The following is a 22,284-nucleotide window of genomic DNA, read 5'->3' as shown; positions in this document are numbered from 1 at the left end:
TGTCCTAATCAATATTAAAATGATCAAACTAATTAATATGGTATTGTACTTTTTCATGCTTAAAAATTGAAGGTGCAAATCACCTGAAAAGCGCTTTCAGTCATTTTAACTTCCTCAGTGCTGACCAAGTGCTGATACCTTACTTCAAAACCCAAATCCTTTCCATAGGATAAGGAGTACTCTACTCCTGCCCCTACAGCTCCACCAAGCATTTGATCTGGAACAATGAGTTCTTCGATTCCAATAACTCTTGGACTTTCAGATACTGTAATAATCTGATTACTGGATACAAAATTGTACTTAAAGTTAGGACCTAGGTTGCTGAAAAAATTGATTCTATTATTTGAGTTAAATCTATATCTCAGCAGAACAGGTAAACTAATTGATTGAATCTTTGCTAGATAGTCAGCCGTAGTTCCCTCATCAATAAAGAGTGAATGACTGCTTTCAGAAAATTGAATTTCTACTCTTGTGGAAAATTGTGAAAATACACCTATCGGAAGATCAACAAATGCTCCATAACTCAAGACACTAACAGATTCGAAACTTAAGGTTTTATCTGACTCAAGTTCAATACTTTTTCCATTCAAACCTGCAAGAACTCCATACCTGGCTTTTGGATATAAACCCTTATCCGAATTGCTGTAAGTAACTGCTCTGGATATTGAGAGCTCATTGTACTTTGTTCCTTTAGCAATTTGACTGCCATAGCGTTTATTACCGATAATAGCTTTTATTTGATGCTTAAGTGATTCTCTTTGGAGTTCAAGCAATGTGCTATTTTTCATATAGAAAATCTGATTACTCTTTCTTCTCTTTTCCAGAAGCAACAACGCATTCTCATCTGTGATCAATTGTTTTAAAAACTGATACTCGCCCCTTATTAATTCACTTGAATAGACAGAACCGTCTTTTGTCCTGAATTCCAATATTTCACTAGAATTGAATTCCTTAATAGGATCATTTTTGAATTTTCTAAAATTCAGTGTGTTAGGATTAGCTTTATCATAAAATACCTCTCCTTGAACATATTTTGATGAATCCCTTATTACGATGTACTCCCTGAATTCAATATCTTGCCCAAAGATCTTGAATGATATTAGTACCGAAAAAATTAATGGATAGAGCCTCATTTAGCGTTATTTAGGATTGCGAATATATCTAATAATATAATTCAGTTTGTTTCACTTCTCTCTTTATACTTTTTGGATATATCATTGCATTATGAGCAAAAAGTTCAATTTAACTTTAATAGTTATACTAATTTCTCTTTCTAATTCATTTGGACAAAACGATTTTAGAAATGGGTATATCATAACCAATGATAACGATACTATTCAAGGACAGGCGGATTATCGTTCTAACTCAAAGAATTATGAATCGTGCATTTTCAAAAGTGAAGAAGGTGAAAGAGAGTATTTCTCAAGTCAAATAAAAGGATTTGGATATATCAACGATAAATTCTTCTCTTCTCAAATAATTGAAGGCTCTTTTGTAGAAGTTCTCGTTGATGGAGACATTAGCTTGTACAGGTCGAGAGACAAGTACCATATAAAGAAGGATACTTCTTTATATGACTTGGAATCAATTGTTGAAGAGGTGGAGATCGATGGTAAAATTGGAACAAGAGAAACAAGTAGATGGCGTGGTATTCTCAATTACTTAACTGGTGATTGTTTGAAAAACTCGACTAGCAGTATTGCAAGTCTCAAGCTTGATGAAAAAAGCTTAACGAGGTTCATATTAAAATACAACAGTTGTAAAGGCTCAGAATTCACTGAGTTCAAGGCAAGCAAGCCCTGGACACAGTTTGATTTTGGAGCAACTTTAGGTTTATCAAGATCTGAAATAACCACCATCTCGTCGGGATCATTTGCGTATTTGGATAATACATACAACTCTATTGATCCTTCGGTTGGAGTACTTATTGCTATTTCTTCTCCTAGAATCGCAGAAAAAATAGCTTTTCAAGGAGAACTTCATTTCTTGAAATCCAGCTACTCATCATTGGTAGAATTGGAGGGATCATCAACTCAATATCATGATACCTTCATTGATTTAACTACCTTATCCATTCCACTTTCACTTAAGTATTCCTTTCCTGAAAAGAAATACGGACTTTATCTTCAAGGAGGCATTAATTACGATTATCATCTCAGGTCGGACACCAGGCTTTTAAGTGAACAAGTCAATGGAAATGTAGTGAATACTTTCCCTGAAAGTTCAGCATTTGAAGTAAATGATAATCAAATTGGGTATTGGGGAGGAATTGGAATTCTTAAATCCTATCAAAAATTCAAAGGGAGTTTAGCTATTCGATATTTTCAGATGTCTACACTTAATAAAACAAACGGCTTCACTGCAAACAACAACCGAATCTCATTGAATCTTATCCTATATAAAAAATGAAGATCATATTCAGAAATATCTTCTTTGTCTCCTTGTTAGCATTACTTGTTAAATGTGACGAAGAAGATATCACCAGCAGAAATTATCCAAGATTAAGGACTCTCTCAGTTTCTGAAATCACCGCGGACGGAGCGAGATTCAATGCTGAAATAATATTTCGTGGTGAATTCGAGATAATAAATTTCGGATTTGTATGGAGTGAAAATGAAAGTCCGACTATAGAAAGTAGTGATCGAGTTATCTATTCTGAAAACATACAATCTGAGAAATTCTCGGAAACAATAGAAACCACATTAAAAGAGGGAGTATCTTATTTCGTCCGAGCTTTTGTTGAAACAAATGATTTTATTGTTTACGGAGAGAATATTTCCTTTGTGAGTTTAGGCAGCCTAGCCCCAAATATTGTGGAAGTTACTCCTACTGATATTTTTTATTTAGACACGATTGAAATTAAAGGCAGAGGCTTTAGTTATCTTATTTCTCAAAATGAGGTAAAGCTTGGGGAAGCCATTGCTCCTATCGTGGCATTATCAGATACAGTAATAAAAATAACCGTACCAAATTCAATTGAAGATGCTAACCCTGTTGTAAAAGTGTCCACTCAAGGAAATATAGCTGAATATGATATACCACTTAACTTCATTTCACCAAAAATCAAATCAGTTTCTAAAAAACAGCTTGTTTACGGAGATACCGTTCAAATTGTAGGTAGCTACTTTGGTCTTGACAAGACCTTAACTAATATTAGTATAAATGGTGTCAAACTCGATCCTATAGTCGCCGATAGCAATCTTATAAAGCTTATAATTCCGGTTGTTCCACAAAATTTCTCAATATCAATAAAGAACTCGGTTGACCAAGAAGTATTAAGTGAATCTCTTGAGATTCTTAGTCCTATTATTAATGACATTTCACCTGAGTCGGCATACTACAATGATGAGGTTATATTGTCAGGTGCGAATTTCAGTTTTCTTTCAGAGGTAATCGAAATATTCTTTAACGAAACTTCAGCTACGGTACGTACTTCAGACAATAATGAAATTATTGCAGAAGTGCCAGAAGGTGTAAAAAATCCAATTACGGTTAAACTTCAAGTAGCTGATTTAGAATCCAATATCCATGATTTCTATTACCTAGGCCCTGAAATAGAATTCATTAGTCCTTCACAAGGTACCTGGGGAACTGAGGTAACTATAACAGGAAACAATTTCTCTAATAACCCGAATGATATTGATGTTAAAATTGGTGGCGTTCAGGCTGAGGTGACTGCTAGCTCTACTGATGAATTGACAATTGTTATTCCAGAAGAATTAGGTTCAGTGTCATCTCAATTAGAGATTCAAATCGGAAAGGGATATGACATTACAGAGCAAACATTCACATTAGAGTTACCAGTATATAGTTCCATCAGCACCAATTTAACAAGTGATATCAATGCATTAATTACAATAAATGGGGACTATTTCAATCCAAACTCTTCATTAAACACAGTTTCATACAATGGCTCAAATCTTGATATCGTAAGCTCTTCTAAAAACTCAATCCAGGTTAGAATTAATGAATCAGTTTTAGACAATGCTTTAGTTACAGAAGAAATTATTAGACCATTGAATTACTCAAATTCAATTGGATCATTCAATACCGATGAATTAACCTTACAATATGATGCGCCTTGGTCTTTACTTGAAAATCTGAACTTTGGTTGGTGGAGCGAGTCTTTTCAGATTGGAAGCAAAGGGTATATAATCACTCACTCGAGGGCACTCTATGAATTTGATTTTAATACGGAGGAATGGACTCAACTTACTTCATTTCCAGGTGCTGGTGGTTTTAATGATAATAATCGCTATCATGGCACTGGTTTCGTTTTAAATGGTAAAATTTACTATGGTACTGGTTATGTCAGAGGAGGTTCTGGTAACCCTAACCTGGTTTCTCCACCAGTTCTAAAGAAGGATTTTTGGGTGTTTGATCCATCCGTTAATAGCTGGGCTCAACTTAATGACATTCCTGATGTTGAAAAAAATATCTATGATGGCATTAGTTTTAATGAAAAAGGATTTTTGATTTCAAATAGCGTGTATGAGTATGATCATTTATCTGACTCATGGACACCTAAATCCAGTTTGTCAGATAATGAAATTGATGATGGCTCTTATTTTTCACCTAAAAGCTACATAGTTAGCGGGATTCTATATTGTGTTTATTATGATTTAGATATTGGACAAACTGTTTTTTCACATTATGATGAAGTAGGCGATACCTGGACGATTGACTATACAACTTCTAGCCTAAATAGGATAAACGATGTGATGATCCTTGATAATAAGGTCTACCTAATTGATATGATTGTTCAATCATATAATTCTGTTTATGACTTTGGTGCTCCTTTCAGATTTATTCCATATCCTAACTCTTTTACTACCACACTGATGGAGTATAATCCTATTACAAATAATCTCATTGAGATAACTGATCCCGAAGATCGAATTGGTTTAATTCCTTTTGCCTTCAATGGACTTTTATTTGGAGACGGATTAACTTTTGGGCACCAATTTTATAAATATGATCCAAACTTTTGATTAAGATTAAAGTAAGCGTGGGATTTATCTTTCATCTTCCGCACACATTTGCCACTCTCCTTCCCTCCTGTCCAACGTCTCTCACTGCGGAATGGTAATTCCTCATTCGAGAGGAATGGCAAAAGAGTGCTCGTTCCTACCAAGAAAAGATGTGATTGTTTCAGATTGATGAATTAGACCAAACCCCTAAACTATTAATCCCACCCCTGAACCGAAGCTATATTAACATAACGCAGGCCATTATATAACAAAGCTATAGTTTATTGCTGTGTGGCTGTTTGGCGATTATCTGTCAGCTTAGATTATATAATCATATTATGTTAAGCCGGCATCAAGGCCGGCGAGTATGTTCGTGTAGAGCTTCTAAAGTCTAAGTTTTTAGACTGTGCTTCTAGCTAAGGTGTTATATAATTAGATGTTATTTTAAATAGCCGCTCGGCCAGCGCACGATCCAATCGCACGCCTTGCCCTGAGCCGAGCGCCTTATTAATTGCTTTCAGCCCACCCGCTTCCAGCTAAGGCTGGATATTGGCCATTCAGCAGCAAAAGAATCCCAGGCAATTGTGATGACTCATTTCACGATATACGATATTCATACAGGATCAATTCTTCTACGCGATTCTCAGGCGTTAGAAAATTGTCTGTGATACACTTGCTTTATCCAACGCTCGTTTGCCCACCAGCACAGGCCGAACCCAAGCGTCATCCTGAGCAATCATTAAGCCGTCAAGGCTGATGATGACGTAGGATCTCTTTGACGCTTCCAACAAAATTAGAATGGCTCACCAATTGTCTTTCTTTCAGTTGTGTTCGCATTGCCCTTGTGCCGGGCTGGCAAATACTTTTTTCTTAGATAAAAAAGTATTCAAAAAATCAAGCCAAAACAAACCTTCAACCCGCATGGCTGGAGGCTGGCCCGGTGTTTTGGCAACCCACCCGCCTTTCTGATTGATAAACTCTACTTAACATAATATTGGCACTTGGGTATTCCCCACAGTGAAAAGCAAAGTTCCGGTTGCTCTTCAGGAAATGACAAGTGCAAAATGAATCCAAGCCTATTTAGCTATCACTCAAACCAATCACACCGTAAACCAGCTTGGTCACTTGTATTTGCCTCAGACCCTCCGATTAAACTGCTTTCCCTGGTGCGGTTGCCAGGGTTTCACTTTTATTTTATTTATTATGGACTCTCGTTATTTAGTTCACAGGCGTTTTCGTGTTCGGTTGCCTGCTGTCAGTTTTCGCATGCGTATCCGCCCTATCAGTGGGTATTTTTATTGTGTCAGGCATTCGTCTAGCTCATATCGCGCTTCTGGCTATTGGTATCATGGCATTTTCCATTATTATATCCGTTTCATGCGCTATGAGATTGGCATCTCAAAGCTCCCTTTCTAGGGAGTTTTTGGTCATTTCATTTGATCTTGACTAGCCTCTTAAAATCCTGACTTCTGAATATCTTCTCTATACTTCCCTTCTTTTTTATCCCTTTAAATAAGCTCTGCTTAATTTGAATATGCTTGTTCAGATTCGAATTTTTATTCTCTAAAGACTGTTGGAGCCTTTTGTAAAACTCAAAATCTTCCCAATTATTCTTATCCTCAATAAAAGCATCATAGGGATTTGATGGCTTTCCTGTTTTGTTATGCCAACGAAGGTAATTATGCCAAAAAATTTCTTCTGCTTCAGTTGATATTCCATCATCATCGAAAGGATCAAGCTTTTCGTTACCTTTTAAATGTCCGTAGTTTTCATGTTTAGAGTAGAGTTTCAAGAGTTTGTCTTTTAATTTTTTTAACTCCACAGACTGATTCTTTAACTCATCAATTAGATCTTTCACCGAGTTAATTTCACTAGGCTCTAGAATAGGATGAAAATTAGAATGGAATTCAATTAATTTAACATACTCATCAGCAAGCTTGATAATATCTTCTCGAAGCTCTAGTGGATCATGGAAATTTGAAAAAATGGAGGAAGTCTTGAATACAAGATATTCTTTTAACTCATCATTCTTCGCTAAAATTGGAAGTAGCTTGAATCCACTAATTACACCAAAATCCCATTTGTTTTTACACGTCTCAATTATCTCGATTATTTCTTCAAACCCTGACGAAACCCAAAAATCGAGCTCCATAACTCCCCTATTCATATTAGGATAGAAATGATTGAGATTTTTAATTAAGGATATATCTATCACTTTAAAATCATCCTTAAATACTTTTTCCAACTCAATATAGCTTGACCTTAGGTTGTTGGATTCAGCAAGGGTAAGTTGTTTGTCAGCTTTCTTCACACGATAGACTGTCAGAATTATGGTAAATAATGCTATAGAAAAAGTAAAAAGCTTTAAAGGTATGTCTTGATATTCAGCCATTTCCGTAAGACCGCAGTAAGACCAATCCCATTTCAGGTTTAAATCATTTCGAATCATAACCCCAAGAATTATTGATAGCGTGAATGGAATAATTGGAATTAGCCAAATCCAATTATTCGATAAAAATCTTTGAACCTTTACACGTTTGTTATAAAACCAATACCTAAACATTAGCAGTTATCTTTAATCATATATCTAAATCTATGGAGTATATCTGATTATGGGCAATCTTTCGAAAAAAGAGTTAGAGGAACACTACTTTAATCGTTTTATCAACCATCCAGATATTAAATTGGAAATAATAAAGGTCACTCAGCTTGATAACGATCCTCCTGATTTCAGGATAGAGACGTTCAACGGAAATAAAATATCTGTTGAAATGACAAACATTATGAATCCGAAACTAAAGGCTCTTGAAGAGGCTCAAAGAAAAGTAGTTTCAAAAGCCCACGCAAAATTCAAAAAAAAGCGATTTAAAGATTTTCTAAGAGTGTTAGTTAGATTTCGTCCGCTTACTGAAGACGTAAAACTTACCCCAGCATTTATTGAAAAAAACGCAGCTGAATTATTTAAAATAGTATTAGATGTTTGTCTCAAGAATGAGAATTGCACATATAGGGTTAAGATTAATGAATGGCCATACTTTCATGATTTCTTTAGAGAAGTGACTGTTTCAAATGAGTTAAATTGGGATGTTTGGCAGCCATTTGGTGCATTCATGGTTCCTCATATTGATCAAAATGCTTTTGGTCAGTCAATCCTGTCAAAGGAAAAAAAGCTTCGTTCTTATATTGGAAATTATCAAGAAAACTGGCTCCTATTAACCACAAACTTTGGACATAAATCAACGGCTTATAGATTTGATATGCTTCAGAAGGACTTTGAAGATTCTGATTTTGACAGAATCTTCATTCTCAAAGATTTTCAACAAGAATTGATAACAATAAAATAGGCACCTTACTTCTTTTTTGTCAAAACTGGTTTCAAGTATGTCATTCGGAACTCATTCGGAGTTAGGTTATGAGTGTGCAACAAGTTCGATATCTCCTTAATTGACGCTGAACTCCCTCCAGCACTGATTAGACCATTTAGAAAATGACGAACATTTTCCTTCAAAGAGTTTAGGGAGGTCTCATCTATGACTCGTGTATTTTGACTTGGGTTTACATTCCAACCCTTGATGTTCGGTGGTTGCAGTGTTACCAAATGATGTTGCGCTCCCTCACCGTACAACTTTTTAAACCATTCACCTGACTGCAATAGTTGACCAATATTATCACGTGAAATTTCATTATGAATAGCCCTTGATTTAGCTTCAAGAATTAAATAGTGATTGTCTGTCATGACCCAGAGTACATCAGGGCCATTTCCAAATTCAAGTTCTGGTTCTTGAGCATGATAACCAATGAATCTTCCAACCTCAGCAAGCGCATTTTCAAATTTTGTGTGGTGAACATCCGGGCTAAACAACAGGTCACCTAGTATATTTTCCATATATATGAGCAAATCCTGTGGGTTTTCGAAATTTTTAATAAACCTCAAAACTTGTTCAGCTTGTCCATTTCCTGCATTTATTTTAGTGTATTTATAACCGTTTTTGGGCTGTAACATATGTGGGGCTAAGGCGGCCGATCTTATCTGTAAATCATTAGACTTAGAAACACTTTCTGGATATAAGTATTGAGCAGCCTTCTCAAAATACCAAGCTTGGTGTTTTTCTGTAAGAGTAAATTCTTCAGAATCAACTATGCGTTGAAGTATATGATTTGATGCTTCTTGATGTTCTCTCCTTCTAAACTTTGTAAGAGCTTCTGCCTCTAACGCAGCAACCTCAAGGTTACTCGTGATCCTGTCCATATCTGAACTTGGATCAAGCCTTGCTAATAAATTTGAATGATAATTTCTCCAGCTTTCGTCTTGATTTAAACATAGTCTTGCTGTTTCCTTAATAACATCCATTGAATTGGTGCTATCCTCTTCATCCAGCAGTGTTAATCCCAACTCAAGTTGCTTCTTAGTTACTGGTGTGAAATAGTTTAAGTTGTTTGTGTTCCCTACAAACTGTAACAAATCCTGTCCCATAAGAATCACTACGCAATAATCACTTCCTGATCTAACAGCTCTTCCAAGACCTTGTTCAATGATTTGTGCCTTTAGAGAAGCCTTAACAGATTCTAGCCTTATTTCAGCATAAACTTGTTGATACGAAGAAAATGCAGGATATCCATCTAGTATTAGTACCCGACACATATCACCGTTTAAATCAACTCCATCATACCTATTTACTAATACATAGAATTGCCCTTTATCTTCTTTTAATTTATCTATTGCTTCATCAATAGTATCATTAGTAATAACTGTGGCACCAATATCACCCCATCGTTTTGCACGTTCATATGAGGGTACTAGCACTGCTACATTCCTACCATGATCATTGGCATAACTTTTAGCTAGGTTAATAATTTGCTCATCGGCAATTCTTGTATCAAATCTTTGAGGCGCTAGTATGAGCCTTTGGCCTACGTCCTTTCTATCCTTTGGAACAAGTGCATTTTTAATACTCTCTTTATCGATTCCCAGATCTTTTATTAAATCAATTTGATCCTGAAATGTGGCCGAAAGAATATAACGGTGTTTAGCTTCATTAAACGATCGGACATTATGATATGGAACATGGCTTGGGGCAATCTGAATTCCTTTGGGGCCTAAGAAGCAGTCATAACTTTTTAAATCATCTGCTATTAGTCCCCATTTAAACAACAATTCTTCATCTTCACTAAACTCTCCAATTAACTCAATCAATTCCTGGTTTCTATCTAACCATGACCAGTAAGGTATTTTGAGAATCTTTGCATAAGGATCGCCATCGATTAGACGGTTGAAAGTACCTGGTGCTTGAAATTTTAAATCTTCCCTAAAGAGGTTTACTATCCTTTCACAGAGTTTATTGCCAAATGGTAATTCAATTGATGTGTTATTACGGGAAATATCTAAACATACATGGGAATCATCTATAACAATAGAACCTAACTGTAAATTATCTCTTTCGAAAATTGACCTAGAATTGAATAGTTTATTGAAAGTGCACAGTAAAATACTTTTAGAATTTTGAAAATCGTTTGGAAACTTATTACCAGGTTGTTCTATTTCGCAAACTGGAATACCATATAAGAAAGCCTGTTTCTTTGCTTGACTAAGAAGTTGATTATCTGGGCATACATATAGCCCTGGACCAACTCCCTCAATCATTTTAGAATAAAGCATTAACAAGCTAACCAGTGTCTTTCCAGACCCAGTATTCATTTTACACAAAACATCTCTCTGGTCTCGTATAGCATGCCATTCCTTCAAAACTTCTTCTTGAATTCCTCTAAGGTATGAATAACCTTCTTGATGATAAAGTGATTGAAACAACTCGATAGGCTCGAAACTGGGCCCTATCGGATCTTCTTCCTGCAGTTTCTTTTTGAAAATATTCATCTAATATTGAGTTATAGACTATTAATCCACAAACTATGTATGATTTTAACTAATCGCAATACCAGTTTCCGGGTAATTATCAGTTGACGGTAGAACGATAAATGGAAATAATTGTGATTTACTTATAATTCAAAATCAATTACCACATTCCAGCTATTGACTTTATCTAAAAGATAATGGTTCTTTACAGCCGGAACCATGCTCACCCGTTACATCTATATTTTTATACTCACCCTTCCCTCCTTTTGCTTTTCGCAAAATCCGGTTGCTTCATTTGATCTTCCCTATATCGATTTTACTTCGGAGGCTCAAAAGAAATATGCTCCACAGGTTCCCACGGTAGACCTGCTTCAAATGAACCAGTTTACGGCCATGAATCAACGGCAAAGAAATGCTCAGATCATGGCAGAAGTTGATGCTCATGTCGCTACCGAACAAGCCAGGAAAGACCGGGTCAATAAACTCATTGATGATGCGGTTAACGCCATGCCTAAAATTCAATATGAAAGACGTGGACCGAACATTGAAGGCAGAGAGCGCTTCTATGAAGCATTCAACCAAATTGCTGAGATGCTTACTGACTCATCAAAGTTGGATTTAACAAAAGCTGTTTATCTCACAGAAGCAGCCTATGATCCTAACCTCTCATGGAAAGGTTATCAGGATGGCATTCAGAAAATGCTGACTCACATTAGTTATAAACTGAAAAGCGATAATATCAAACCTGATGATCAAGTAGCTCGCAACATGGCACTTTTCAGCTTCTTTACAGATACGCTCACATATGATTATCCCAATGAAGGCCCTGTTACATCTTATCCACTACTTTATGATTTTGATGACTTTTGGGGTCGTGAAGATGCGGCCAACTTGTTTGTATCCAAACTGATGAATGAAGGTGCTGGGCAATGTCACTCCCTTCCCCTACTCTATTTGATTTTGGCAGAACAAACCGGAACAGATACACACATGGCTTTGGCACCAAATCATTCATACATCAAATTTCAGGATGAGTTTGGCAATTGGCACAATATGGAATTGACCAACCACTCTTTAACGTCTGATCAATTTGTTCAGGCATCCGGGTACATCACAGCAGAATCCATTCAGAACAAAATGTACATGCATCCACTAACCAAAAAGGAAGTCATTGCTCAGTGCCTGAGTGACCTGGCTATCTACTATTCCAAAAAGTTTGGTCAGGAAGGTTTTGTATATGACGCAGCAAGATTCTCTTACGAGCACAATCAAAAAAGCATCACCCCTCATCAGCTCATTAACAATTACTATTATCACAACCTCAATTATGTCATCCAACAATACAAGCAAAACGGGTTGACGAAAGAGCAATTCGAGCGTGATGAGAAAGCACAACATATAAAGAATCAATTGATTGGATCACAAAAGTTCATTGAGCGTGTGGGCTATCAGGATATGCCACCGGAACAATATGAACGATGGCTTAACTCCGTGAAGGAGGAGCAGAACAAACAAAATCACAAAATCAAAATGCGAACCCTTATGGGTCAAATAGATAATTAACTACTTTTAATGTCATGAACCGTTCACTCACATTAATCACCTTGCTCCTACCAATCGTGTTGCTAGCACAACCACAGGTAGAAGCTCCCTATGAAAAGGCGTACAATGAAATCTCTGCCATGTTGGATGGTGAGATTGATTACAGCTTCAAACGAGCTGTATTCACTTCAGAAAATGCCTTTTTCAACAACACCCAGGACTATGATGCCTTTCAGCAACAAATTGAAATCCTATCAGGAATTGCCAATTATGTAGCTCAGAATGGCACGCTGGAATATGATTACCCCGATCGGGATAAGATTGCCAAATACTGGGGCACGTTCATGACCTTGAAGCACCCACTTTCTATTCCACTTGACAGTAGCATGGTATATGAAAGCACTCCATTTGAGTACGATTTTGAGGACTTTAATGGAGATCAGGACTGGACAAAGATGTTTGTAACTAAAGCTTTGTTTACAAACTCCGGAAACTGTCATTCGCTCCCCTTCTTGTACAAGATCATTGTAGAGGAACTAGGAGAAGAAGCCTGGTTGGCAATGGCTCCTAACCATACCTATATAAAGCACCGATCCATGCAAAATGGAATGTACAACACAGAGTTGACTACTGGTCATTTCCCTACCGATTCATGGATAATGGCATCCGGTTATATCAAACTTGATGCAGTTGTCAATGCAGTATATATGGACACACTTAGCCAAAAGGAATCGGTTGCAGTCACATTGGTTGACCTGGCCCAAGGCTATCAAAAGAAGTACGGTGAAGACCACAATCAGGAATTTGTGTTAGAGTGTTTGGACAAAGCCTTGGAATACTACCCACACTATGTTAATGCCCTTATCCTAAAGGCTGAAATCCACAAAAATCAATATGAGCAAAAAATGGATCAATATGGGGCAGATTCACCTTCTGATTTATGGAATGATCCAACCTTAAAGGCTCAATTCGATCAAATCCAAGCCCAATATGCACACATCCATAAACTAGGCTATCGAAAGATGCCAGATGACATGTACATAAACTGGTTATTGGATGTAGAAGAAAGAGATCAGGATGATAAATCAGAGCGAACCACCTTTGAAGCACCACAACCTTTTGAGGACTATGGTTATAAAGTGAAAACCTTAACCCTCTCTAAAGGAAAGTACCAAGAATTCTTCGATCAGGAAGAAACAACTGAGATTGGCTCGGTAGTATTCAATAGAATGTCGAACTCTATCACCCATTTCATAACCTATGACACGGTTCGTTCAGAAGCTACTTTAGAACCAGAGGTGATTAGCAGATGGATGTCACCTGATCCGTTGGCCGATGAAAGGTTAAATGTTTCTCCTTACAATTTCGTCCAAAACAATCCAATTAATAGAATCGATCCAGATGGGATGTTGGATGACTTAATTGCTAAAAAAGATGGAAGCATAGAAATTATCAAAACCGATGATGATTTTGATAGATTTTTTGTTGAAAATAAAGATGGCAGTACTAAGCAAGTAGCGCAGCTTGACAAAGTAAAGTCAGCAGATGGCTCAGCTGACTTAGTTAAATTTCCTGAAAGGGGCGAAGGTTTTACAAGATATGGAGATGAAGAGCCTGGTGGTGATAGATATGTTCAGCCTACAACTGCGGCAGCCTTATTTGGAGCGATCAACGAAATAACAGAGAATAACCCTGGAACAACCGTTCAACTTGGCAACATGAGTTCTGAGTCGGGTGGTAAACCAGGGAAAGGAGTGCATAAAGGAGGTTCTTTAAGTCACGTAAATGGTCGTAATGTTGATGTAAGATATTCTAGATCAGATGGCACATTAAGACCAGTAACTGTTTTTGACTCACAATTTGATAGAAGAGGTAGCCAGTCAATGGTTAACTCTTTTAACAAGTTTGGCTTTAAATCAATACTGTCGCATACTACAAAAGATGGGTTCTTGATGAAGAATACAAAAGATGTTGACATGAGACTTTATGGCGTTCCTACGCATCATAATCATCTGCATTTGCAGGGATTTTCACCAAAAGTTATTATTAAGAAATGAGGACTTTAATTATCATTTTGCTAATGAGCGTATTCTCGTGTTCCACTCCTAATAAAGTGGAAAGAGAAATGGATTTAAGTAATGTTTGCTTTGAGGGTTTTTCAGAGAGTGAGTTGAGCTATTTCAAGCTTGACTCGCTCCAAGAACTAATAAGCGAAGTTTTAACTCCAAATGGATACACTACTGATTCAACATTGGTTGAAGTTATTTCAAATTGCCTAAAAGACAATTTGGATAATTACGAGAATTACTTTAGGTATTATCCAATGGAGAGAAATCCGTCAAGTGATCTCTTGACATTTATTAGAGTTGATGACTACTCGTATATTATGTACCTAATGCTGATGGATAAAAGTAGCTGCACTCCTTTTTATTGCTTAGAAGTAGCATCCTCTGGTGGGGATGGTGGGGATGGTTATCGTTCATACTCCCAAATGAAGAACGATACTTTGAATAAGGTCGAGATACTTTATGCAGCAATTATTGATGAACTTACTGATACACTTACAGACAGTGTTGATATTGATACAGTGAAAAGTGTTAGCGTTCTTCAAAAGAAGAAAGTGGTGTTAATTAAAAGTGATACAGTCAGTATTAAATCCAGTTTTTAATGTGGGTTTAGATATCCATAACCAGCGTAAGAAATCAGGTAACCTAATGGGCACAGAGTACACTAACAGAAAATGAAATGATAAAGATTATTTCGCTTCTAAGTCTTTCTCTTTTAATTTCATTTTGCACAGTACGTGAGAATGACACAAGCATCTCCACAGGAAATAACTTTGAAATCAAAACAGTATCAAAGGCAGTTTTTGATAAGGTATTTTCTCAGTATGATCCTCCGTTCAATATTAGTGAAAGGACATCTAATGATTCACTAATTAAGCTGTATATATCAGATTCTTTGATTGTATTTAGAGATACACTAACAAAAACTGATAGCTATTCCCAAAAGAATTATGAGTATTTAGGTGAATTGAATTCAATAAATAAATATGTTGTTCAATGTTCTTATTGGGAATACTCAGAGTGCCTGCTAATTGATAAGAGTAACGGAAAGATTGATACTGTTTGGAATACACCAATAATTTCTTCTGATTTAAAATATTTGGCATCCAAATCATTGCCATATGGGCTTGAGGGTTTGCAAAATGGTCTTCAAATCTTCAAGGTAAAAGGTAGTCAGATATCCAAATTAGTAGAGATTGATCAGCAAGAATGGATACCAGAAAAAATAGCATGGTCTGAAGAAAACGAACTATTCTTTTCATTTATGAGTGTTGATGATTTCTGGGAAATGGAGGATGGTCAACCTTTAAAATATGCTAAGCTCGTATTAAAGTAAAATAGACTAGGAAGTCTAAAAGGATGTGAATGAAGAATGTTCTTACTCTTATTTGCATAACCATTGGGTCATTTCTTGTGTGGCTAGTAACGAGAAGGAGAAGCCTTAAGGAAGAAATGGCCATCTATGATTATGATTCACACTTCTGGACAAGCTTTTCTGTAGGTGCTATTTTCTTAGTCACAGTTGGATATATAGTTTTTGAGATTCTCCCTTGGTGATTAGCAGTTTCGTGAATTACCGAAAGAAATTAGTGAGTTAATATGGCGTTACCCTGCGGGTCGGGCTTTCGGCAGTACACGCCTGCCCGTCCGCAGTGCCTACACGGAGGCGGGGTACTTTGCCTCTATCCCTAACGCTAATTGAACACTTAAATAGGGAATGAAGCCACTTAGATTGTACATGTGTATGATTAGTGAGTGAAACTCGATACTCAAAGAGTGAAATCGCGTACTCATTTGTGAAAGCTCATTCTCAAGAAGGAAAACAGCATACTTTATCGGGGAAAATCAATACTTCAGTGGTGAAAGAGCATACTTAACGGGGGAATATCCATACTCAAGAGGTACAAATTGATACTTTATTTGTAATTACGTATACCTCAATTCGTTATTATTTTATATTTAAACCATTATTTACCAAACCAAACAATTATGGCAAGAAAAACACTCACCGAAAAACTTGAATCAGCAAGATTACTCATCTTCAATAGCAAAGATCCTGAAGTAGCACCCCTACTGGATGCTATAGGCATAGATACAGCCTACATAGATCAGGGTGAAGCTCTTTACAATGAAACTACTCAATTGGTTGATAATCAAAAGAATGAATATCAGGAACAGAGCCTTGCTTATGACAAGTTTTACCTTGAGAAAGATGATGCAGAAGCAGATTATAACCGAACATTGAAACTAGTGAAAGTCCTTTCCAGAAATGACAAGGATTTACAGAATAGATTAGGTCTACAGGCCGGCAGAGTTTATGCAATTGAAGAATGGATTGAAACCGCAGTAGATTTTTATAACAGACTTTTAAATGAAGCTGATTTCCTCACAAAACTTGGAAACTTCAAAGTAACTTCTGAGCAACTAAATGCTGAGAAAACAGCAATCGAAAATCTCAAGCAGTTGCGTAATGAAGCCACTGCTGAGAAAGGACAAGCTCAAGAAGCTACACGTCTTAGAAATGAAAAGCTAGATGAGTTGGATGACTATACAACAGAGCTAAAAGCTATCGCAGAACTAGCTCTTGAAGGACAACCACAATTGTTAGAAAAACTCGGAATCATAGTTCGGTCTTAAATAGATGATGATGTGTGGGAGGCCAACCCGAGTCTTCCACACACATTTGCCATCCACGCAATCCCTGGCTTAATCCAAGATGCCAAAAGAGTGTTCCAGCCCCTTCCCCTCCTTTGCCGTATAATTTCCTTCCCTTCCTGAAAGCATTAATACCCGCCCTCGAACCAACGCTGATTTAACATAACACAGGACATTATATAACAAAGCTATAGTTTATTGCTGTGTGACTGTTTGACGATTATCGTACCGCTTGATTATATAATGATATTATGTTAACCAGCAAAGCTGGACTTTGACGTGCACGTTTTTGATTGACGATCTTTTAGATTCTGCTTCTAATCACGGTGTTATATAATTAGACGTTATATTAAGTAGCCGCTCGGGCCAGCGCCTCAACCAGCGCTTAGCCGTGCCCTGATCCCAAGCGCCTAATAATTTTTCTTTTTTGGCCAACGCACGAAAAGAGTTTTTCCCACCGCACACACAACAGATTTGTCAGGCTCTGTGATTCGTTATTTTGAAGTATTCTGTACAATGGTCGAGTTTGTCTCAAATATTGAAATCTCAGCGATTAGGAACCGCCTGTCAAAACACTTGTGTTTTCCCAACCCACCGTATCGTAGATCGATTAGCTCGCAAATTGATTGATTGGTTTCTTACGGAGTTCGCTTTCGTCGCTCAAGCCGCTGGTTCGTCGCTCAAGCCGCTGGGCTCATCCTTTTCCATTGATGAAAAGGATGCAAAAATCTAGACAGAATAAAGCTTCCACCCACAGGCCAGCGCATGGCCCGCTATTCTGTCAACCAGCCCACCAAGGTATAGAATTGATTCTACTTAACATAATATTGAATTAGTTATTCTTTCCTTTTGCTATTGACAACCTTCGCTTGATTCTTCTACCAAGATATTGCTGTTAGGTTTTGCCTGAAAAGCATTTGGATAGGTTGGGAATTTCATGCAATCATTGCTTGTGCAATGGCTGATTTTTTATATTTGTCTCATGATAAATAAGTCTCTTGCATCCCTTCTACTAGCTACTTTATTATCTTCAGCCGTTATCGGCCAGAGTTCCATTACGACTCGTACTACTTGGGATCAGGACACCATCATCACAGAAACGGTTATTGTTGAAATTGGAGCATCTCTTACTATCGAAGCGGGTACAACAGTACTTTTTGAAGCTGGGACAGGTTTAGAGGTTAATGGAAACATATGGGTGAATGGAACAAAGGACAACCCTGTCATATTTTCTGGAAAGGATTCTGTCTTTTGGGAAGGGGTTTACTTAAAATCATCTTCCTACTCAGCGATTGATACTGCAAAATTTACACATGCTCATATATACTACGGAGGAAGAGAAAATGGTGGTGCTATTGAGGTTAATGGGAAAGAAGGCATTGAATTGACCCACTGCAAAATCATGTACAACAAGGGAAGCTTGGGAGGAGCACTGTATGTAAATGGGTCTGATAGGATTTACATAAGAAATACACTCATAGCCAACAATGAGAGTGAGAATGGTGCTGTTCATTTCATCAATGGAAATCTTACCCTATCTAATGTTACCATTGCAAATAATCGTTCCTCAGGGGTTGGAGGGTTATACTCTGAATCCGCTTTGATCAATATCTTCAACTCGATCCTGGCGCTGAATGACTCATCAAACCTCTACTTTGATCGAGGAGAACGATCATACCCCATCCTGCCACGATTTTCACTCATCGAGGAAGGATATCTAGGTAGCACCAATATTTCCGGTGATCCGCTTTTTAAAGACATTACAAATCATGAGTATTCACTCAGTGAGAATTCTCCTGCAATTGATGCTGGTTGTCATTGCTTCATTGATGACGATGGTACCAGATCAGACATGGGTTATTTGGCATTCGATCAACATTCGTCAGAGCCACTACCATACATTCTCGTTGACAGCACGACCAACTTGAATGATTCTTGGACTGATACTGCCAAACCCTATGCTATATGTGGCAACATTTCTGTCGATGAAGGAGAATCCTTATCACTGGGTAAAGGAATCGAGGTTCTTTTCATTTTTAATAGAGAAATCACTGTAAAAGGTGATTTAATCACGGATGCTACTGCAGATGAACCCATTCATATAACCAGCTATGATACGACATATTTCGAATTTGATGACGATGACTTAAGACCTATTAGATTGGGGTGGAGTGGAATAAACTTTGCGAATGGTAAAGGGAATACATTGGACAATGTCATATTCTCTAATATGGGACAAGAATTTTTCTACTACCATGAGTTGCATGAACAAACAAGCAATGAACAAATTGGTGTTTATGATAACTCGTCATTAATACTTCAGAATTGTTCGTTTATTGACAATACCACTCCCTACAAAAGTGGTTTTGATTCACCCAATGGAATGCTCTATGTTGAAACTGGAAGTGATCTTGAAGTACGCACATGTACGATCTCAGGATGTAAATCATACACCCCTGGATCAATTATGATATATGCATCAAGGGCAAATCTAGAAATCAGGAAATCAACTTTTATAAATAACAAGGCCTTTAACGTGATTGAATTCCGGGGAAGCTCAAGTGGACAACCAAAAGCCCACATGCTGATTGATTCATGTTTTTTTAGCAACAACTATTTCAACACCACATACCCATCAGCAATCATAGAAGTAAATGCGCCATCCGGCGAATCGCTAACAACAATATCCAACAACATCTTTGAAAATAATGTCGGTGGATTTGAGCTATCAGGGGCGACAGATATAGTCAATAACATATACCGCTACAATTCATTTTCGACAATGAACATTCAATTTCATGACATCAACATAATGGGTAATCTCATTTATCATAATGAGGATTTTCAATTGTATGTTGAATCCTTTCAAAGTTTGTATATGGTAAATAATACCATTACAGCTAATACAACGGATGAAAGGTTTACGGTTGGCTTATTTAGTTCAAGCAGTCCTCAGAATGTCCACAATAACATTCTATATAATAACCTGCCGGCCAACTTATGGGAGGGTTCCTTATCAAGTTTAAATTCTGGCAATCGTTCATTTAAATCCAATATTACCAATGAATCAATCGATGCGTTGAATTTTATTTATGACCCGCTCTTTGTGGATGCTGATACGCATGATTATGGTTTGGCTGCCAACAGTCCTGCAATCAATAATGCCGTAGAAGATGGAGTTATTGCCACTTTATCAACGTACGACATTCTAGGTAATGAGAGGATTGATAGTAGATACAGCAAACTAGACATAGGAGCCATAGAGTTTCAAGGAGAGATAAGCTCCTTGAATGACATACTCCTAAGTGATACCATAATTTTTACAGATGCACTGGTGGGAGACCCTATAGCAAGCATATTTACAGAGGAACCATTGAACGCTTCTTTTTACTTGCTTGATGAGTCGGGTTTCGAAACGCAGGCATTCAGTATAGAAGAGACCAATCTTATTCTTAATAAAACCATCTCTGAAGGAAATATTTTCCGAATCAAAATTCGCGCTGAGCAAACTGATAATAATGCCTGGCTGGAGAAGTCATTCTTTATACATACTTCCCTACCATTGGGCCTTGGCAACAGTGAAATACCAATTCATCCAAATCCGACACAAAACACTATTCACTTACCAGATCAGTGGCTCAATCAAGTAATTAATATATCCGACCTCAATGGTAAAATGGTATATGTCATTCCCCGGCTAAAAGAAACTACCCTTGAGGTGAGTTCATTAAAAGCCGGAACCTACCTGATTCAAAATGGATCTGAATCTTATAAGTTCATAAAACTTAAACCATGAGATATTTCTATTTTCTGATAATTCTTTCACTACTTATTATTTCATGTGGAGGTGACGATGAATCTCAGCCAGACATTGGCAATTTTGTAATCTATGGATCTTCCCATACCACCAGTGATAATTTACACTATCCAAACCTAGCTGTGGAGCTGAGTCTGGGTACAACCCCCATTGACCTGGGGTATAATCACTATCAGATTGGGCAGGCAGACAAGGTGGAATGGCGCATAGACGGAGAGTTATTTAGTGAGCGATTGGAGCCCGCGATCGTTTTTAACTCTCCGGGAACGTATGTGATTTCCGTGAAAGGTTCCGGAATATTCTATGATGGGACCTTTACCACCGAAGTTGAATCTGCTTTTGAAGCGACCAGAACATTTGAAGTCGTGGAACAACCTTACATTTATGGATCTATCGAAACACCGGAAAATGCAGTATTTGCTTGGATAAATGAAGATGCGACCCTCTCAATTCTTTTAACCGAGGATTACAACGATGAAAAAGTATTGGTCCTGAATGAAAGCTTTGAAGAAGAAGTGTTCGATTTCAACCCAGGCTACTCTTTTGATGTAAATGATATAAGGGAATCTTTTGTAGATGATGATAACCATTTGGTTTTTAATACCTATCGGTCATTGGTGACTCTCAGTAAATCGGGTGAAACTCTTAGCCGAGTATATCTCCAAAATGACATAGATGATCTGATACCTTCTGGTGAATCAATCCTGGCCTTGCTGGATTCTTATTCTACTCCGCATAAGTTCGTCGTTACCGTAGATCGCGCTACCGAAACATTTACCACGGATGAGTTCCTGATTGAGGTGGACAACTACACCCACTACCAGTCATATTTTGCGAGCGAGTCTAGCTTTTTTACTTTTTTGACCGAGACAGATGGCACTTCTAACATTAACCTACTTTCAGGCCTCACACTTTCAAATGAAAATTTCCTAAACCACTACAAAGAAAATCTCTACATCAACAATATATGGCCTGTTTCAGACGGATGGTTAATTTCTTCTCCAAATTCCGATGATACCATAGATGGTAAATTGCTGACGATGTTAAGTCCCTCCGGCACAATTGAATGGTCAATAAGTACATACACTCGGAGCACTGGTTCATCCATTGATTTGCTAGAGCAGGACAATCACTATTATGTATTTTTGGACAACCTACGTGTAATTAAAATGACCAAGGAAGGAGGAATTGTCTGGGATCACTATTATTACGGTTCCAATTCAATTTTCCATGCAGTAACCGAAAAAAATGGTTTGTTTTACTTGGTCGGATCTCGACAAATAGACCCGATCACTAAAACCCCTTCATATGATTCACGAGATCGCGATTTGGTCGTTATCGTGGTAGACCAGGATGGCAATATCGTTCATTGATAATCATCGT

At 37.4% G+C, this 22,284-nt stretch carries 14 protein-coding genes; 11 read left to right on the top strand and 3 right to left on the bottom strand.

The window, feature by feature from the left end; translation table 11 throughout:
* Positions 1-59 precede the first annotated feature (59 nt).
* Entirely contained in the window at positions 60-1,133 is a 1,074-nt protein-coding gene (locus ACL8WY_RS00930) for a porin family protein (protein WP_436516385.1), read from the bottom strand.
* Between the two features lie 91 nt (positions 1,134-1,224).
* Here ACL8WY_RS00930 and ACL8WY_RS00925 point away from each other — a divergent pair, with 91 nt between their 5' ends.
* On the top strand, positions 1,225-2,409 hold the full coding sequence (locus ACL8WY_RS00925; RefSeq protein ID WP_436516384.1) for a hypothetical protein: 1,185 nt from the start codon (positions 1,225-1,227) through the stop codon (positions 2,407-2,409).
* Entirely contained in the window at positions 2,406-4,991 is a 2,586-nt protein-coding gene (locus ACL8WY_RS00920; RefSeq protein ID WP_436516383.1) for an IPT/TIG domain-containing protein, read from the top strand. The genes ACL8WY_RS00925 and ACL8WY_RS00920 overlap by 4 nt, the downstream gene beginning before the upstream one ends.
* A 1,411-nt stretch (positions 4,992-6,402) precedes the next feature.
* Here ACL8WY_RS00920 and ACL8WY_RS00915 read toward each other — a convergent pair.
* Entirely contained in the window at positions 6,403-7,215 is an 813-nt protein-coding gene (locus tag ACL8WY_RS00915; RefSeq protein ID WP_436516382.1) for a hypothetical protein, read from the bottom strand.
* 367 nt (positions 7,216-7,582) lie between these two features.
* On the opposite strand from ACL8WY_RS00915, the gene ACL8WY_RS00910 reads away from it, so the two are divergent.
* Positions 7,583-8,314 carry a hypothetical protein gene (locus tag ACL8WY_RS00910; RefSeq protein ID WP_436516381.1) on the top strand — a complete coding sequence of 244 codons (732 nt, stop codon included), beginning with the start codon at positions 7,583-7,585 and terminating at the stop codon, positions 8,312-8,314.
* 5 nt (positions 8,315-8,319) lie between these two features.
* Here the strand turns inward: ACL8WY_RS00910 and ACL8WY_RS00905 are convergent, their stop codons facing one another.
* On the bottom strand, positions 8,320-10,842 hold the full coding sequence (locus ACL8WY_RS00905) for a DEAD/DEAH box helicase (protein WP_436516380.1): 2,523 nt from the start codon (positions 10,840-10,842) through the stop codon (positions 8,320-8,322).
* Positions 10,843-11,040: 198 nt separating this feature from the next.
* Here ACL8WY_RS00905 and ACL8WY_RS00900 point away from each other — a divergent pair, with 198 nt between their 5' ends.
* From ACL8WY_RS00900 to ACL8WY_RS00865, 8 genes are all read left to right on the top strand, one after another.
* Positions 11,041-12,384 carry a hypothetical protein gene (locus tag ACL8WY_RS00900; RefSeq protein ID WP_436516379.1) on the top strand — a complete coding sequence of 448 codons (1,344 nt, stop codon included), beginning with the start codon at positions 11,041-11,043 and terminating at the stop codon, positions 12,382-12,384.
* A 14-nt stretch (positions 12,385-12,398) separates the two neighbouring features.
* Positions 12,399-14,420, top strand: coding sequence for a hypothetical protein (locus tag ACL8WY_RS00895; RefSeq protein ID WP_436516378.1), 2,022 nt, complete (start codon positions 12,399-12,401; stop codon positions 14,418-14,420).
* Positions 14,417-15,031 carry a hypothetical protein gene (locus ACL8WY_RS00890; protein ID WP_436516377.1) on the top strand — a complete coding sequence of 205 codons (615 nt, stop codon included), beginning with the start codon at positions 14,417-14,419 and terminating at the stop codon, positions 15,029-15,031. Before ACL8WY_RS00895 ends, ACL8WY_RS00890 begins: the two co-directional genes overlap by 4 nt.
* Positions 15,032-15,108: 77 nt before the next feature.
* Positions 15,109-15,765, top strand: coding sequence for a hypothetical protein (locus ACL8WY_RS00885; RefSeq protein WP_436516376.1), 657 nt, complete (start codon positions 15,109-15,111; stop codon positions 15,763-15,765).
* 29 nt (positions 15,766-15,794) lie between these two features.
* On the top strand, positions 15,795-15,986 hold the full coding sequence (locus tag ACL8WY_RS00880) for a hypothetical protein (RefSeq protein WP_436516375.1): 192 nt from the start codon (positions 15,795-15,797) through the stop codon (positions 15,984-15,986).
* A 432-nt stretch (positions 15,987-16,418) separates the two neighbouring features.
* Entirely contained in the window at positions 16,419-17,066 is a 648-nt protein-coding gene (locus ACL8WY_RS00875) for a hypothetical protein (RefSeq protein WP_436516373.1), read from the top strand.
* A gap of 1,000 nt (positions 17,067-18,066) precedes the next feature.
* On the top strand, positions 18,067-20,880 hold the full coding sequence (locus ACL8WY_RS00870) for a right-handed parallel beta-helix repeat-containing protein (protein ID WP_436516371.1): 2,814 nt from the start codon (positions 18,067-18,069) through the stop codon (positions 20,878-20,880).
* On the top strand, positions 20,877-22,274 hold the full coding sequence (locus ACL8WY_RS00865; protein ID WP_436516370.1) for a hypothetical protein: 1,398 nt from the start codon (positions 20,877-20,879) through the stop codon (positions 22,272-22,274). Before ACL8WY_RS00870 ends, ACL8WY_RS00865 begins: the two co-directional genes overlap by 4 nt.
* The last annotated feature ends 10 nt before the right edge of the window (positions 22,275-22,284 follow it).

The sequence above is a fragment of the Ekhidna algicida genome, from assembly GCF_051379705.1.
In the GTDB taxonomy this organism is placed as follows: Bacteria; Bacteroidota; Bacteroidia; order Cytophagales; family Cyclobacteriaceae; genus Ekhidna.
The sequence above is the reverse complement of the archived record's forward strand: the minus strand, read 5'-3'. Positions and strand labels throughout refer to the sequence as shown.

Coding starts and splice junctions, on each gene's coding strand:
- ACL8WY_RS00930 (WP_436516385.1), bottom strand. CDS start 1,133: ATGAGGCTCTATCCATTAATTTTTTCGGTACTAATATCATTCAAGATC.
- ACL8WY_RS00925 (WP_436516384.1), top strand. CDS start 1,225: ATGAGCAAAAAGTTCAATTTAACTTTAATAGTTATACTAATTTCTCTT.
- ACL8WY_RS00920 (WP_436516383.1), top strand. CDS start 2,406: ATGAAGATCATATTCAGAAATATCTTCTTTGTCTCCTTGTTAGCATTA.
- ACL8WY_RS00910 (WP_436516381.1), top strand. CDS start 7,583: ATGGGCAATCTTTCGAAAAAAGAGTTAGAGGAACACTACTTTAATCGT.
- ACL8WY_RS00905 (WP_436516380.1), bottom strand. CDS start 10,842: ATGAATATTTTCAAAAAGAAACTGCAGGAAGAAGATCCGATAGGGCCC.
- ACL8WY_RS00900 (WP_436516379.1), top strand. CDS start 11,041: ATGCTCACCCGTTACATCTATATTTTTATACTCACCCTTCCCTCCTTT.
- ACL8WY_RS00895 (WP_436516378.1), top strand. CDS start 12,399: ATGAACCGTTCACTCACATTAATCACCTTGCTCCTACCAATCGTGTTG.
- ACL8WY_RS00890 (WP_436516377.1), top strand. CDS start 14,417: ATGAGGACTTTAATTATCATTTTGCTAATGAGCGTATTCTCGTGTTCC.
- ACL8WY_RS00885 (WP_436516376.1), top strand. CDS start 15,109: ATGATAAAGATTATTTCGCTTCTAAGTCTTTCTCTTTTAATTTCATTT.
- ACL8WY_RS00880 (WP_436516375.1), top strand. CDS start 15,795: ATGAAGAATGTTCTTACTCTTATTTGCATAACCATTGGGTCATTTCTT.
- ACL8WY_RS00875 (WP_436516373.1), top strand. CDS start 16,419: ATGGCAAGAAAAACACTCACCGAAAAACTTGAATCAGCAAGATTACTC.
- ACL8WY_RS00870 (WP_436516371.1), top strand. CDS start 18,067: ATGATAAATAAGTCTCTTGCATCCCTTCTACTAGCTACTTTATTATCT.
- ACL8WY_RS00865 (WP_436516370.1), top strand. CDS start 20,877: ATGAGATATTTCTATTTTCTGATAATTCTTTCACTACTTATTATTTCA.